This window comes from Microbacterium sp. LMC-P-041, from assembly GCF_030209555.1.
Lineage (GTDB): Bacteria > Actinomycetota > Actinomycetes > Actinomycetales > Microbacteriaceae > Microbacterium.
On the sequence record NZ_JARVRV010000001.1, the window covers coordinates 58,130 to 72,124 of the forward strand.

Consider the following 13,995-nt stretch of genomic DNA (forward strand, 5'->3'; position numbering starts at 1 on the left):
TTGAACTGCATTGACCCATTGCATCACAGTGAGGAGATGAACGTCATCACCACGGGGATCGCCCCGATCATCCTGCTCCTCGGGGGCGGTCTGATCCTTCGGTGGCGCGTGCTGACAGACGCCGGGTTCTGGACGGGACTGTCGTGGATGAGCTACTGGGTCTTCACTCCCGCGCTCTTTCTCACCTCCATCAGCGGCGCAGATCTCGCGGCCGTGCCCGCGGGGCCGCTTGCGCTCAGCGTCGGCATTCCCACGCTGCTGGTAGCCGCACTGTCGGTCGGTGTGGCGCTCCTCACCCGAGCGAATGGCCCCCAGCTCACCTCCCTGATGCAGGGCTCCATCCGCATCAACACCTACGTCGGGCTGGTCTTCGCATCAGCGCTGCATGGGCAAGAAGGAGTGGCGACGTTCGCACTCGCCAGCGCCATCGTCGTACCGCTGGTGAACGTGATCTGCGTCACGACGCTCTCGCTCTTCGGCAAAAGGGACACAGGACGGCGGCGCCTCGCGCTGTGGAGAGATCTCGCATCGAATCCCCTCATCCTCTCCTGCCTGGCCGGAGTCGCGCTCAATCTGGGCGACATCGAGATGCCTGCGGTCCTGCAGACGACGATCGAGATGATCGCGGCCCCCGCCCTCGTCGTCGGCACCATGGTCGCCGGCGCCGCACTGCGATTCACGTTCCGCCCGCGAGACCTGGTCGATGTCGGTACCGCTGTTCTCCTCAAACTACTCGCGCTGCCGCTCGCGGCGATGTCCATCGCGCTGGCGTTCGGAATCACCGGCGCGACCCTCACGAGCATCATTCTCATCACGGCGGTCCCGACTGCGCCCAGCGCCACCGTCCTTGCATCGCGGATGGGGGGCGACACTCGGCTCGTGGCGGCCATCACCGGCATCCAGACCGTGCTCGCCGTCGCCACGATCCCCATGCTGCTCATTCTTGCTGGCACCCTGTCCGCGTGAGGAGATCACGCGGACAGGGTCGTTCGTGCGGGGGGGCGGGCGGGTCAGCGCACCCCGTACCCCAATCCGTGTCCGAAGCGCAGCAGCGGGTCAGCAGTGTCGAACGGAACATCTGAGCGCGATGCTTCGACCGCCGCCATGCTGGACGGCAGATCGAAGGGGAGGCGACCCCTCGGCGCATCGTGACCGAACAGCACGTCGAGCACCGCGCGCGGGTGGGCACCGTAGTTGGCGACGACCGCATGCGCCGATTCCAGGATCGGGGTGAGGATCGCCGGACGATCGAGGAAGACATCGACGACCGTGGTTGTCGACGCGCTCAGCTGAGCGATGTGCGACACGGTCTCGTCATCCATCGCGAGCGAGCCCGCATGGAAGTAGTTCTCGAAGGCCGTGGAGCGCTTCTCATACGGTGCATGGATGCGCACGATGGCGAGGTCCGCCTCGAGCGGATCGGTGACGACAGTGCCGTACTCCGCAGCGACATCCTCGGGGATGCCCTCGACGTACAGGCGCCGTCCCTCCGCGGCGGGCAAAGCGGAGCGCCCACCCTCGGAACGGTTCGTGAGCAGCGTCAACGACGCACGCTGAGCCGCGAGGCCCGCGGCGATGAACGCGGGCGCACCGACCACACGAGACGCCTCCACCGGATCGACGTACGGGTCGTCGAAGAGACCGAGCACGAATTTCTCGGCGAGGAGCCTGCGCGCCGAGAGATCGAGCCGAGATTCCGAGATTTCACCCGCCTCAACCAACTCGACGAGCATCTCGGGACATGCTTCTCCGCCGAACTGATCCACGCCCGCATCGACGGCCTTGCGCATCCGCTGCCGCGGGGTGAGGTCTTCCACACCCCAGGCCCGCGCGGGGAATGGTTCTCCCTCGACCGTCGCGTCGTTGATCAGACCCCAATCTGTGCAGACGATTCCGTCGAAGCCCAGCTGTTCGCGAAGAAGTTCCGTGATGATCGAGCGGTTGAACCCGAAGCCCACTTCTTCGTACTCCGTGCCGACCGGCATGCCGTAGTACGGCATCATCTGCGACGCACCTGCGGCGATCGCCGCACGGAACGGCTCCAAGTGCAGATCGAACCGACCGCCGGGATACACCTGCTCGCGTCCGTAGGCGAAGTGCGGGTCCTCGCCATCCTTCTGCGGCCCGCCGCCCGGGAAGTGCTTGGCCATCGTCGCGACCGAGTCCCGTCCGAGCGCCTCGCCCTGGAAGCCCTGGATGTACGCGACACCGAGCCGACTCGTCAGTTCGACGTCTTCACCGAAAGTATCGAGCTGGCGCGCCCAGCGCGGCTCGGTGGCGAGATCGATCTGCGGGTGCAGAGCAACACGGATGCCGACGGCGAGATACTCCTGGCGAGCGATGTCAGCGAACTGCCGAACGACGCCCTCGTCTCGGATCGCGGCGAGCCCCAGGGCTTCCGGCCACACGGAGAACGCCCCGGCGAGAAGTCCGGCGAGCGGATTGTCGCTGTAGGAATTCCGAGGGTCGGTCGACACCGTCACCGGAATCCCGAGCCGCGTGGTGAGCGCTAGGTCTTGTATGTGATTGTTCCAGCGCGCCATCGCCTCCGGCGACCCTCCGGTGAGGAGGTTGAAGTGACTCATGTGCCGATGTGACACATACTCCGCGTTCGATGGGAGGTCGAACTCTTCATCACCATCGGAGAGTGCACCGTCCTCCCCCATCGAGATCATGGCGTGGAAGAACAGGCCGGCCTTCTCCTCCAGCGTCATCTGGGCGAGGAGGATCTCCACCCGCTCCTCGACCGGAAGACTGCTGTCGCGGAAGCGTACGTCGATGCTCTGATTGTCGGAATCCATGAGTGCGCCTTACTTCGTGCCCTTGACTCGGAAGATGAGAACTGCGCCCGCCAATGCGGCAGCCGCGCCGACCAGGTAGAACAACGAGTAGCCGCCGATCGCGGTCGCCGCGCCCAGCGCGATGACTCCCGGTGCGATGGCCGGAGCGATGGACTGCGGCAGCGCATTGGCGATGTTGATGACGCCGAGGTCCTTGGCCGTGTCTTCGACATCGGGGAGCACCTGCGTCGCCAGGGCGAGCGAGACCGAGAGGAAGGACCCGATGCCGAGTCCGATCAGTCCCTGACCGACGATCACCATCTCGACGGTCGGCGCGAAGGCGAGAACGACGAGCCCGGCCACCATGATGATGCCGGCGGCGAGGACGAACGGCTTCCGGCGCCCGAGCTTGTCGGAGAGGTAACCCGCGAGCGGCCCGGAGATCGCCTGCGCGCCGACTGCCGCGAGGTTGCAGATCAGGACGGCCGTGATGGCCTCTGCTTCCGTCAGGAGGAACTTGTCGGTCAGATAGAGCGGCAGATACGTGGCGATACCGGCGTAACCGAACATCACCAGGAATGTCGTGATCCAGGTCCAACCGAAGTCGGGGTTCTTGCGAGGGTTGAAGACGAAGGATCCGGCGAAGTCCTTCCAGCCGTAGCTCGTCGACGGCGGGGTGAGACGCACCCCATCCTTCAGCAGCATCGCGAACAGCACCGTCAACACCAGACCGATGAGCGCGGGTACCGCGAATCGCGAGAGATCCGAGTCGAGGAAGTTGACCGCGAACGTTCCGCCCAGGATGCCGAGCGACGTGGTGATCCCGATGATTCCTGACGCGAGGCCGCGCTTCCATACCGGCATGCGATCCGCGATGGTGGCGTTCAACGCTGCCAGCGTGCCATTGAGGGCAGCCTGCGCGACGCACCATCCCACGAGGACCATCCAGACCTCGCTCGCCAGACCGATCGTCACGAGAGCCGCGAATCCGACCACGGCACCGAGGATCAGCCAGGGCCGCCGCATGCCGAAGCGCGACATGGTGCGGTCCGACAGACGCCCGACGAGCGGATTGAAGATGATCGCGAAGAGTGTGCCGACGCCCATGACGAGGCTGAGCGCGGCGACCGACTCGCCGCGGTTCGCGGTGATGTGCTCGAGCTTGAAGGCCAGTGAGACGAACACGGGTGTGAGCAGCGCCAGGTACACGCCGAAGTTGGCGAGACCCAGCGTCGGCAAGTAGGCCGGAGACACGGGGCCGGCCGGTACGGTCCGGGTGAGAGGTGTGGTGGTGGAGGGTTCAGTCATCGTCGACTCCTTGGTCGCGCCCGAAGGGGGTGGGTTCGGGCCAGAGTAACGCAAACTCGAACAAAATGTAAGTCAATATCGATCTATTTGTAGCTGAAGCGTGCGTGCGATCATGAGACGGTGAGATCTTCCGAGCACGCTTCGTCCCGCACCGCATCGACCGCGCTGACGCGACGGCGGATTCTCGCCTCGGCCAGAGCACTGATCGGCTCGCGAGGCGCCGCACAGGTCTCACTCGAGGACGTCGCAGCCGAATCGGAGATCACGCGCCCCGGGCTCCTCGGCCACTTCCGCTCGATGAATGCACTGATGACAGCAGTGGAAGCCGAGTTCTGCGTCGAGACCGGGCTGCGGATGTCGGCTGGCATCCGTTCGTGGGCGAGTCTGCTGGAGATCCCCGACTATCGCTCGATCTCGGTGCAGTTCTTGAACCTCGCACTGATGAACGGTTCACCATCATCATCACCGTCCGCGGCCTGCCACCACCGGCAGCTCCTCGAGTCGACCGAGAGCCTCCTCATCCAGCATTCCCGCTCGACCTCGCTGACCCCTCAAGGGCTCGTCGCCGCGTGGGAGGGGCTGCTCGTACTGCAGGCGTACTTCCCGTCACTCGATCCCGCCCGAATCCTCCGGGCGCGCCTCGATCCGGCGCGCGCCCAGCCGTCAGCGCCCTCCTCCCGCACGGCCCCCGCACCTCCGGAATCGCTGATACCCGCCGAGTTCGGCTATGCGCGTGGTCGCTCCCGCCGGCGGCAGATCGTCGAAGACGCCACCATGCTCTTCGCCCGCAACGGATACCACGGAACCACCATCCGGCAGCTCGCATCCGAGGTGGGCATCTCCGCGTCCACACTGCTCCACCACTTCGGACACAAGGCGGGCCTTCTTGCAGAGGTGCTTCGCCACAGAGACGAGCAGCTCGTTCATAGGCGCGGTCAGCGGGACATGGATGCGCGCACGGAGCTCGCGGAGCTCGGCAATGAGGCGCGCCGGGATCTGAACGTGGAGCGAGGGCTCGTAGACATGTACGCCGTCCTCTCCACCGAGGCTATTCACCCCGACCATCCGGCGCACGCCTACTTCACCGATCGCTTCTCCCGCACGATCGACTACTTCGAGGGCCTCATCGCGAACAGCGACTCCGGGTCTTCGGATCCACGGCTCGATGCCGTGTGGCTCGTCGCACTGTGGGACGGACTGCAGTATCAACTGATCCTGAGTCCTGACGACATGGATCTCCCCGCACAGCTGGATCATCACATCCAGACATCCCTGGGAATCACCCCGGCCGCGAGGAGCGCAATCCCTGACGAAGCGCACGCGCCGGATGAGCGCACATCCTCCAAGGTGTAATACAGTAGCTACCAGGTTTGTAGAGTAAGCCGATTCGGACCTCATACCCCAGTCGTACGGAGGAACTATGGCCGGAGAGAGAACTCGAGAGCGAGGCGAGCTCGAGGGCGAGATCATGCGGCTGCTCTGGCAGCACGTGGATCCCATGAGCGCGCGCGACCTGCAGGAGCTTTTCACCGGACAAGTGCCCGCGTACACGACCCTTCTCACGGCGCTCACCCGCTTGGAGAAAAAGGGGCAGGTCGTCCGATCGGGAGACTCTCCCCGCAAGGTGCGCTTTCAGGCCGCACGCTCGGGAGAAGAGTTCACGAGCGATTCGATGCTCTCCGCCTTGGACCGCGCGGGAGACCGCCACGCGGCACTGCTCGCTTTCGCCGGAACGCTTGACGACGACGACGTCGCCCTGCTGAAATCCGCCTTCGGTCGGAAGTCCTCGAAGCGCTAGCAGATGCTCTTCTGGGTTGTGCTGGCCTGCGGCATCGCATCGATCATGGTCGCACTCCTCGCACCCCTTCTGCTCACCGTGGGACGCTGGCAACTTCTGCACCCGCGTACCGCCCTCTCAGTGTGGTTCGGGGCGTTCTTCATAGGCATCGCACTGGCCCTCGCCGGGCTGATCATCGGCGTTGCGGGCGCCGTCGCCGCCTCGCATACCCCGACCGGTTCAGAGACGCTGCTGATGACGATCCTCGGCTGGGCAGGCTTGGGAGCCTTCGGCGCGATCGCCGCTTTCGTCGCCGTGTCCGCCGAGCCGGTGCTCTCCTCCGAGACAGGCGCGCTGCATTCGCTGGCGCCGATCGCCATCAGCCGCGAACAGCGACGCGGGTTCACGCTGGTCCGGTTCGAATCGGATCAGCCGATCGCCTTCGCCGCACCGGGCAGACCGCCCGAGATCCTGCTTTCGACGGGCATGGAGTCGCTTCTCCCTTCCGCTCAGTTGCAAGCCGTCCTCGCTCATGAATACGCGCACCTGAGGCAACATCATGCGTGGGCCACCCGAATCGCTCGCATCAACGCTCTTTGTCTCCCCAGAACGCACTCCGCGCGCGCGCTGCGAAGAGCAACCACGCTTCTTGTCGAATTGGCGGCGGATGACCAGGCGGCACGTCTCGCCGGCCCCGCGCATCTGGCGAACGCGCTTTCGACGCTCGCGGCAGCATCGAACGACGCCGGCCTGGAGCTTCGCGCCGAGAGACTCGTGGACAAAAGGTGGCCCGGCGCCGTCAAGCGTCGCCGGCCCCCTGCGGCCTTCGCTCGCGATTCCTCGAGTTGACGTGGTGGCTCTCGGGACCGATCCGGCTCGCGCCACCTCCGCTACGGAGTTACTCAGGCCCGAGGCTTCCAGCCGCATACACGGAGCACCCATGACCACGCCGAGCGCACCCTGCGGCGGATCCGATAGATGAGAAATCTCGCCTCGCCCCACTCCTCAGCGAGAGTGGACGGGTGGTCATCCTGATCCCGCGGGGGCGCGGTGAGTCCGATGACAAGGATCAGCACCAGGAGCGCCACCAGATGAATGATGGCCGAGGTCATGCTCACTGCTCCGACTCCGCTCTCTGACTCACCTCTCCACTTCCGCCTCTCTGGGAACTGCGATACGGACCTCGTCGAGATCCGAAGCGGGTAATGTTAACGCTACATCCGGTAGTTATCTTCGCCTTCGCGGCGCGGTGCTAAAACTACACGATGTAGACTTGTTCCCGGCAAAGCGAGTGGAGTAAAAATGTCCCAGTTCACATTTGAGGTCACCGGAATGACGTGCGAGCACTGCGAGCATGCGGTGGGGTCAGAGCTGTCCCGACTTCCCGGCGTCCAGAATGTCGTCGCTGATGCGGCAACGGGACGCGTGAGCGTCACCCACGATCTCCCGGTGGACGGGAGCTCCTGGGAAGCCGCGGTGGGTGAGGCCGGGTACAAAGTGGGTTCGTGGCCTGTAAGCCACGATGCGTGAAGAGCCTGCGCCGAACGCACCCCGCGATCCCGCCCTGCTACGCCCATCCCGTCATCTCCTGATCGCGGGCGGCATGGCCACTGCCTTCTTCGGCGTCGGACTGCCTGTTGGGATCACGGTCGCACTCGGAGACGCGCCGTACAAGAAACTCTTCCAATCCTTTCCCGGCCTTGACGTCGGTGTGACGACCACCGCTCTCCTGGTGGCGGCCGAGACCGGGATTCTGCTCAGCATGGGCATCCTCACTCACCTGCTCTTCCTCCGCGCCACGCCTGCGAAGCGCGCGATGAGTCTTGAGCACGGCTTCGAGCTCCGCGTTCTCCGAGTCACCGCGTCGGTCTGGGCAGCGAGCGCCGCCGGGCTGGCCGTGTTCGAAGCATTCGACACCAGCGGCGTGCCCCTCTCCCGCATCCTCGAACCGGGAACGATCGCGTTCCTGTTCGAGGCGAGCTACCCGCCCGCTGCCTGGACGATCAGCTGTGCGGGAGCTCTTGTGGTGCTGTTCGCATCGTTCTTCGTCGACCGCTGGACAGGGATGCTGATCCCCTTGTGGGCATCGTTCCTCGCCACGCTGGCTCCCGTCGTGTCGGGCCAGATCCTCGTCGGCCCCGATCACGACTTCGGCGGCGATGCCGCCGTCTTCCAGTCGCTCGCGATAAATCTGCACTTCGGCGTCGTCGCGTTCTACTGGCTGCGGGTCTACTCCGGTCGATTCATCGACCCAGAGTCCCTTCGGCGACTCTTCGTCATGGCGGGGATCCTGCTACCGGTCATCGCCGCCTCGGACGTCGTCATCACGTTCTTCAAGCTCGCCGGAACGCCCCTTCTCGGGTCTTTGACCGGCTGGCTGATCGTGGGGCGATGGGCGGCCCTCCTCATCGTCGCGCTCCCCCTGATCGCGCTTCGCTCGCTCTGGCGTCGCGCACGCGTTCGCGCGGCACACATCGTCTCCTGCCTCTCGGTCGCATCCTTCGGGGTCATCGCATGGATAGGCGCCACAGCTGCGATGACCCGGCAGCCTCCGCCGCAGTACTTCGTGCCCACGACCATCTCGCAGACGTTCATGGGTTTCGAGGTCGCGGATCCACCGAGCATCGAGGTGCTGTTCGGCCATTGGCGACCGAACGTTCTGTTCCTGACGATCGCGACGGCAGCCGTCGTCGTCTACCTCCTGGCAGTGCGCGCGCTCCACCGGCGCGGCGACCAGTGGCCCCCCGGCAGAACCGTCGCCTGGGTGCTGGGCTGGGCGATCATCATCTTCGCCACCAGCTCAGGGTTCGGCAAGTACTCCGCACCGGACTTCGGTATCCACATGATCGTCCATATGAGCCTCAACATGCTGGCACCCGGCATGCTCGTGCTGGGCGGGATCGTCACGCTGCTGCTGCGCGCCACGCGCTCGGTGCCCGGATCAGCCGTGGGGCCGCACGACTGGATCACCTGGGTGCTGCACTGGCGGGTCCTCCAATTCCTCTACAACCCCCTGATCGTGTTCGTGGTGTTCATCGGCTCCTACTACGGGCTGTACCTCACGGGGATCTTCGGCGAGTACATGCGCTTCCACTGGGCGCATCAGCTGATGAATCTCCACTTTCTGATCGTCGGCTACCTGTACTACAGCCTCATCATCGGCGTCGATCGCCCGCCCCGCCCAATCCCCCATGTGGGAAAGCTGGGGTACGCGCTGGCCGCCATGCCCTTCCACGCGTTCTTCGGCATCATCCTGATGACGAGCACGACCCTGATCGCCGAGAATTTCTACCTCTACCTCAAGCTCCCGTGGGCCGACCTTCCCGCACAGCAGTACCTCGCAGGGGGTGTCGCCTGGGCGGGAGGAGAGATCCCGCTCCTTATCGTCATCATCGTGTTGCTGATCCAATGGGGTCGCCAGGATTCGAAGGAAGCACGGCGCAAGGACCGGCATCTCGATACGGGGAGGGATGTGGAGTTCGACGCATACAACGAGATGCTGCGCCAACTCTCGGCCCGTTCCGCAGCAAGCGATGAACTACGCCCGGGTCCGCAGCCCGAGAAGGAGCCACAGCGATGAACACTCAGACCGTGCAGTTGCTCGAAGCCCCCCTCGAGCTCGACGTCTCCGGCATGACTTGCGCGGCGTGCGCTGGCCGTGTCGAGCGTGCTCTGAACAAGCTCGAGGGCGTCACCGCAACCGTCAACTACGCGACGGAGCGGGCAGTGTTGACCGGCATCTCGACCGAGGAGTCGGCACGCGCGATCGCGCAGATCGAGAGCGCGGGCTATGGCGCCCATCTGCGAGACGGGTCGGATGATGCCTGGTCGCAGCGTGCCACCGAGTTCCGGATCTCCTCGCTCCGGCGACGGCTGGCGGTAGCCGCCCTCGTGACCGTCCCGCTGATGGACATCACCTTGGTCCTGGCCCTCGTGCCCGGATGGCGATTCCCCGGCTGGGAGTGGGTCTGCGTGCTGCTCGCATTGCCGATCGTGACGTGGGCCGCGTGGCCGTTCCACCGAGCCACCTTCCGCAACCTGCGCCACGGCATGGTCAGCATGGACACCCTGGTGTCTCTGGGTATCGCCGCCTCGTTCGGTTGGGCGGTCGCGACACTTCTTTTCGGTGTGGGTGCCGGATCGGGGGGCTACTGGCTCGGCTTCGGCTCCACGCCCGAGGGTGCCGACTCCATCTACCTTGACGTGGCGGCAGGCATGACCACCTTCCAGCTCGCCGGCAGATACTTCGAGACACGATCGCGTCGGAAGGCGGGAGACGTTCTCGGCGCACTCAGCGCACTCGCGGCCACGCACGTGCGCGTGCTGCGGGACGGTGTCGAGACGGTGGAGCCCGCCGGCCAGCTGCACTCCGGCGACGTGTTCGTCCTCCTGCCTGGTGAGACCATCCCCGCGGACGGCATCGTGGTGAACGGCATCGCCGCCGTTGACGCGAGCATGATGACGGGCGAGCCCATGCCCGTCGCGGTGGCGATCGGCGACACGGTCACCGGCGGAACCATCAGCACCGATGGGCGACTTGAGGTGCGGGCGACCTCGGTGGGCGCCCACACCCAGCTCGCCCAGATGGCGGCACTGACCGAGCAGGCCCAGGCCCGCAAAGCCGATGTCCAGAAACTGGTCGATCGCGTGGTGACCTGGTTCGTCCCCGTCGTCATCGCGCTCTCCGTGGTCGTCGGCATCGCCTGGGCTCTCAGCGGAGCTCCCGACGACAAGGCCATCGGAGTCGGCATCAGCGTGCTCATCATCGCCTGCCCCTGTGCGCTCGGGCTCGCCACCCCCACCGCGCTCATGGTCGGCATCGGGCGTGCGGCGACGCTCGGCATCCTGATCAAGGGCCATGACGCGCTGGAAGCGTCCGGGGCCGTCACGACCGTGGTCCTCGACAAGACCGGTACGCTCACCACCGGCACCATGACGGTGCAGGATTCCGAGGCCTTCGGAGTATCCACACGCGAGATGTGGATTCTGGTGGCGTCGGCTGAGCGAGGGTCGGAACATGCCATCGCTCGCGCGATCGAGAAGGCCGCCTCGCCTCACATGGATGATCTGCGCCCGTTGTCAGAGTTCACCGCGATGCCCGGACTGGGTGCGATCGCCGTGATAGACGACACCCATGTCGTCGTCGGCAATGCCCGGCTGATGGAGGGCGAAGGCGTGAACATCCCCGCTGAGGCGCGGGCAACGGTGGAACGCTTCGAGAGCGAGGGCCACACGACCATCCTGGTCGCCGCCGACCGACATGTGATCGGCGTGCTCGCGCTTTCTGACGCCCTCAAGCAGCGCGCCGCTGAAGCCGTCACCGCTCTCCGAGCGCAGGGACTCGAGATCGTGCTACTGACGGGCGATTCGCCGGCAGCAGCCGCTCGTATCGCGTCGGAACTGGGCGTTGACAGCGTGCATGCCGGTGTTCTTCCGGCGGGGAAGGCCGACGTTGTCCGCTCCTTGCAGGCGGATGGCAAGCGCGTCGCCATGGTGGGCGACGGAGTCAACGACGCGGTCGCCCTGGCGACGGCTGACCTCGGCCTCGCGATCGTGACCGGCACGGACATCGCACTCAAAGCGGCGGACGTCATCCTCGTCCGCGACGATCTGCTCGTCATCCCGGATGCGATCGCGATCTCACGCAAGACACTTCGGACCATCAAGATGAACCTCGTGTGGGCCTTCGGCTACAACGTCGCAGCGATCCCGATCGCGGCCGCGGGGCTGCTGAACCCCCTGATCGCCGCGGGAGCGATGTCGTTGTCCTCCGTGTTCGTGGTCTACAACAGCCTGCGCATCCAGAAGGTCCGCGGCTCGCGCTGATCAGTTAGGCAGCGTTCCTAGCAGGCGAGTGTCTACCGATTGTCATACGCCTCGCGCGCGACCAACACCTCCGCGACATGGCTCTCGGCCCAGCGCCCGAGTGCCGTGAGCGGTTCCCGGAGCGTCAACCCCAGTGGCGTCAGGTCGTACTCGACGCGAGGCGGCATCTCGTCATACGCGGTCCGCGTCAACAGGCCGTCGCGCTCGAGGTCGCGAAGCGTGTCCGCGAGAACCTTTGCACTGATCCCCTCGACGCGATCACGGATGACCCCGAACCGTGCCGGACCATCGCTCAGAGCGATCACGATCATGGCCGTCCACTTATTGGCGACGCGCGCCAACGATGTGCGCGATGGGCAGGTGGCCAACATCACGTTCCAGACCGGATCGGCCATATCGAAAACTCGCCTTCATGGTTACGTTGAGGTAACAGGTTACCATATGTAACTATAAGGACATACCGTTCAACTGAAGGAGAAATCATGACTGACACCACCCCCGCAGGCGTCGCCTCAACCTACTTCGCCGCTCTCGCACAGGGCGACATCCCCACCGTGATGGCGCAGTTCAGCCCCGACGTTGTCTGGCACCAGCCGGGTGCACACCAGTTCTCGGGCGTACACACGGGCATCGACGGAGTCGGCGCCCTCCTCGGCGGAATGATGGAAGCGACCATGGGAACCTTCGCGCTCGCCGTCACCGGGCCCGCGATGGTCAACGGCGAGATGGTCGCGCTCCCCGTGCGCTTTTCGGGCGCTCGCGGCGATGCCTCGATGGACATGGCCGGCGTAGACCTGCTCACCGTGCGTGACGGCAAAATCGTGGCTGTCCATCTCTTCTCCGAAGACGGCGCGGCCGAAGACGCCTTCTGGGGTCAGCGCTGAGCAACCCTCACCGTTCGAGGGTGCCCGGCGAACATCCGGTCCCCCTCGAACACCACCCCTCCGTTGGCGTTCTCCTCACGTACTGCGCGGGATCATCCCTCAATGTCCCGGACGATCTCCTTGGTCGTCTCGATGAACGAGGTGATGTCGTCATCGGTCATCGGCAGAGAGAGCGAGAAGTCACCGCGCGCGACGGGGAAGAACCCTCGATTCGCCAGTTCCAGTGAAAGCGTCTGTGTGCGATCATCATCCAGGTTTCGCCAGTAGTCGCGATGAGTGCGGATCTGCAGGCCCGGTTCGTTCATGAAGCCATACGCCATGTGCGAGATGCCGCGACCGTAGATGCTGAAAGTACTGCCTCGTGCCATGCTCCATTCATTCAGCTCGTGCATCACCCTCCCAGCCATCGCGTTGAGCCGGTCGAATGCTGCGGCATCCAGTTGCTGCAAGGTGGCGATTCCGGCAGCGACAGAGATCTTGTGACCGTGGTGCGTACCCGAGATCGACACCAGACCGCTGTCCAGAACCGACATTATCTCGGCCGACCCGCCGACGGCGCCGAGGGGGAATCCGCCCCCCACGATCTTCCCCATCACGGTCAGATCGGGCATCACACCGTATTCGGCCTGCAATCCACCCGCACCGGCCCGCAAGGTCACGGTCTCATCGAAGATCAACACGATCCCCAGCTCCGTGGTCAACTCACGAAGCCGGGAGACGAAGTCGACGTCGAGCGTGACGAGTCCCCCCGAAGCGCTCTCGAGCTCGAGGATGACGCAGGCGATGTCCGCTGCCTGCGCGCGCAAGATGCGCTCTGTCCCCGGCCAGTCGTTCTGCGTCAGCGGGACGATGTTCGCCACGTCGACCTCGGGAATACCAGCACCATCCGCCAGTGGCGTCGGATTCGCGTCCTCTCCCGCCGCACCATCGCTGTGCGGATGCCAGGACACCTGGAGTGTGTCGGTGAAGCCGTGGTATCCCCCCTCGAACTTCGCGATCTTGCTCCGTCTCGTATACGCGCGGGCGATGCGGACTGAACTCAGCGCCGCCTCAGACGCCGAGCACGAGAACTTGACCTTGTCGACCGAGGCGATGCGTTCGATGAGCATTCGCGCCAGTTCCGTCTCGGCTTCGACCGGGTTGCCGAATGAGACGCCGGTGTCGATGGCGGCGTGCAATGCCGTCTGCACCGCCGGCGGGTTGTGTCCGAGCACGTTGGTGGTGAAGTTGTTGTTGAGATCGAGGAGACGATGCCCTTCCACCGTGGTGATATACGCGCCGTCGCCGGATTCCACGTAGACCGCGTGAGGTCCGAAGTTGAAGGAGTTCCGCGAGTAACCTCCGGGGACGACGGCCTTCCCCGCCTCCGACAGTTCCGCTGAGCGGGCGAATCGGTGAGAGAAGGCGATCTGGCTGGCGT

The 13,995-nt window shown here is 65.0% G+C and carries 13 protein-coding genes; 8 read left to right on the top strand and 5 right to left on the bottom strand.

Going from position 1 to position 13,995, the window contains the following annotated elements; all coding sequences use genetic code 11:
• Positions 1-36 precede the first annotated feature (36 nt).
• Positions 37-966 carry an AEC family transporter gene (locus tag QRN21_RS00320; protein ID WP_285362847.1) on the top strand — a complete coding sequence of 310 codons (930 nt, stop codon included), beginning with the start codon at positions 37-39 and terminating at the stop codon, positions 964-966.
• Between the two features lie 44 nt (positions 967-1,010).
• Here QRN21_RS00320 and QRN21_RS00325 read toward each other — a convergent pair whose 3' ends face one another.
• Positions 1,011-2,801, bottom strand: a complete 1,791-nt coding sequence (locus QRN21_RS00325) for a glycoside hydrolase family 3 protein (protein ID WP_285362848.1) — start codon at positions 2,799-2,801, stop codon at positions 1,011-1,013.
• Positions 2,802-2,810: 9 nt separating this feature from the next.
• Positions 2,811-4,088, bottom strand: coding sequence for an MFS transporter (locus QRN21_RS00330; RefSeq protein WP_285362849.1), 1,278 nt, complete (start codon positions 4,086-4,088; stop codon positions 2,811-2,813).
• Between the two features lie 120 nt (positions 4,089-4,208).
• On the opposite strand from QRN21_RS00330, the gene QRN21_RS00335 reads away from it, so the two are divergent.
• From QRN21_RS00335 to QRN21_RS00345, 3 genes are all read left to right on the top strand, one after another.
• A complete protein-coding gene (locus tag QRN21_RS00335) occupies positions 4,209-5,441 on the top strand; it encodes a TetR/AcrR family transcriptional regulator (protein WP_285362850.1) in 1,233 nt (410 codons plus the stop codon).
• A gap of 67 nt (positions 5,442-5,508) precedes the next feature.
• Complete coding sequence (locus QRN21_RS00340; protein WP_285362851.1) at positions 5,509-5,886, top strand: BlaI/MecI/CopY family transcriptional regulator; 378 nt, start codon at positions 5,509-5,511, stop codon at positions 5,884-5,886.
• Between the two features lie 45 nt (positions 5,887-5,931).
• Positions 5,932-6,714: a M56 family metallopeptidase gene (locus QRN21_RS00345; RefSeq protein WP_285362852.1), complete on the top strand. Its 783-nt coding sequence runs from the start codon at positions 5,932-5,934 to the stop codon at positions 6,712-6,714.
• A gap of 53 nt (positions 6,715-6,767) precedes the next feature.
• Here the strand turns inward: QRN21_RS00345 and QRN21_RS00350 are convergent, their stop codons facing one another.
• Positions 6,768-6,977, bottom strand: a complete 210-nt coding sequence (locus QRN21_RS00350) for a hypothetical protein (protein WP_285362853.1) — start codon at positions 6,975-6,977, stop codon at positions 6,768-6,770.
• A gap of 190 nt (positions 6,978-7,167) precedes the next feature.
• Here QRN21_RS00350 and QRN21_RS00355 point away from each other — a divergent pair, with 190 nt between their 5' ends.
• The 3 genes from QRN21_RS00355 to QRN21_RS00365 all read left to right on the top strand — a co-directional run bounded on the left by QRN21_RS00355 (position 7,168) and on the right by QRN21_RS00365 (position 11,691).
• Entirely contained in the window at positions 7,168-7,395 is a 228-nt protein-coding gene (locus QRN21_RS00355; protein WP_285362854.1) for a heavy-metal-associated domain-containing protein, read from the top strand.
• Positions 7,396-7,468: 73 nt separating this feature from the next.
• Entirely contained in the window at positions 7,469-9,445 is a 1,977-nt protein-coding gene (locus QRN21_RS00360; RefSeq protein WP_285362855.1) for a cytochrome c oxidase assembly protein, read from the top strand.
• On the top strand, positions 9,442-11,691 hold the full coding sequence (locus tag QRN21_RS00365) for a heavy metal translocating P-type ATPase (RefSeq protein WP_285362856.1): 2,250 nt from the start codon (positions 9,442-9,444) through the stop codon (positions 11,689-11,691). The genes QRN21_RS00360 and QRN21_RS00365 overlap by 4 nt, the downstream gene beginning before the upstream one ends.
• 32 nt (positions 11,692-11,723) lie before the next feature.
• On the opposite strand, the gene QRN21_RS00370 is transcribed toward QRN21_RS00365, so the two are convergent.
• Positions 11,724-12,086 (bottom strand): winged helix-turn-helix transcriptional regulator, encoded by a 363-nt coding sequence (locus tag QRN21_RS00370; protein ID WP_285362857.1) that lies wholly within the window; start codon positions 12,084-12,086, stop codon positions 11,724-11,726.
• A gap of 87 nt (positions 12,087-12,173) precedes the next feature.
• Between QRN21_RS00370 and QRN21_RS00375 the strand changes: the two genes are divergently transcribed.
• Complete coding sequence (locus QRN21_RS00375) at positions 12,174-12,575, top strand: nuclear transport factor 2 family protein (protein ID WP_285362858.1); 402 nt, start codon at positions 12,174-12,176, stop codon at positions 12,573-12,575.
• 92 nt (positions 12,576-12,667) lie between these two features.
• Here the strand turns inward: QRN21_RS00375 and QRN21_RS00380 are convergent, their stop codons facing one another.
• Entirely contained in the window at positions 12,668-13,870 is a 1,203-nt protein-coding gene (locus QRN21_RS00380) for an aspartate aminotransferase family protein (RefSeq protein ID WP_285362859.1), read from the bottom strand.
• Positions 13,871-13,995 lie beyond the last annotated feature (125 nt).

Excerpts from the sequence above, each read along its gene's own strand:
- QRN21_RS00320 (WP_285362847.1), top strand. The coding sequence starts at position 37 with ATGAACGTCATCACCACGGGGATCGCCCCGATCATCCTGCTCCTCGGG.
- QRN21_RS00325 (WP_285362848.1), bottom strand. The coding sequence starts at position 2,801 with ATGGATTCCGACAATCAGAGCATCGACGTACGCTTCCGCGACAGCAGT.
- QRN21_RS00330 (WP_285362849.1), bottom strand. The coding sequence starts at position 4,088 with ATGACTGAACCCTCCACCACCACACCTCTCACCCGGACCGTACCGGCC.
- QRN21_RS00340 (WP_285362851.1), top strand. The coding sequence starts at position 5,509 with ATGGCCGGAGAGAGAACTCGAGAGCGAGGCGAGCTCGAGGGCGAGATC.
- QRN21_RS00345 (WP_285362852.1), top strand. The coding sequence starts at position 5,932 with ATGGTCGCACTCCTCGCACCCCTTCTGCTCACCGTGGGACGCTGGCAA.
- QRN21_RS00350 (WP_285362853.1), bottom strand. The coding sequence starts at position 6,977 with ATGACCTCGGCCATCATTCATCTGGTGGCGCTCCTGGTGCTGATCCTT.
- QRN21_RS00355 (WP_285362854.1), top strand. The coding sequence starts at position 7,168 with ATGTCCCAGTTCACATTTGAGGTCACCGGAATGACGTGCGAGCACTGC.
- QRN21_RS00360 (WP_285362855.1), top strand. The coding sequence starts at position 7,469 with ATGGCCACTGCCTTCTTCGGCGTCGGACTGCCTGTTGGGATCACGGTC.
- QRN21_RS00365 (WP_285362856.1), top strand. The coding sequence starts at position 9,442 with ATGAACACTCAGACCGTGCAGTTGCTCGAAGCCCCCCTCGAGCTCGAC.
- QRN21_RS00370 (WP_285362857.1), bottom strand. The coding sequence starts at position 12,086 with ATGGCCGATCCGGTCTGGAACGTGATGTTGGCCACCTGCCCATCGCGC.
- QRN21_RS00375 (WP_285362858.1), top strand. The coding sequence starts at position 12,174 with ATGACTGACACCACCCCCGCAGGCGTCGCCTCAACCTACTTCGCCGCT.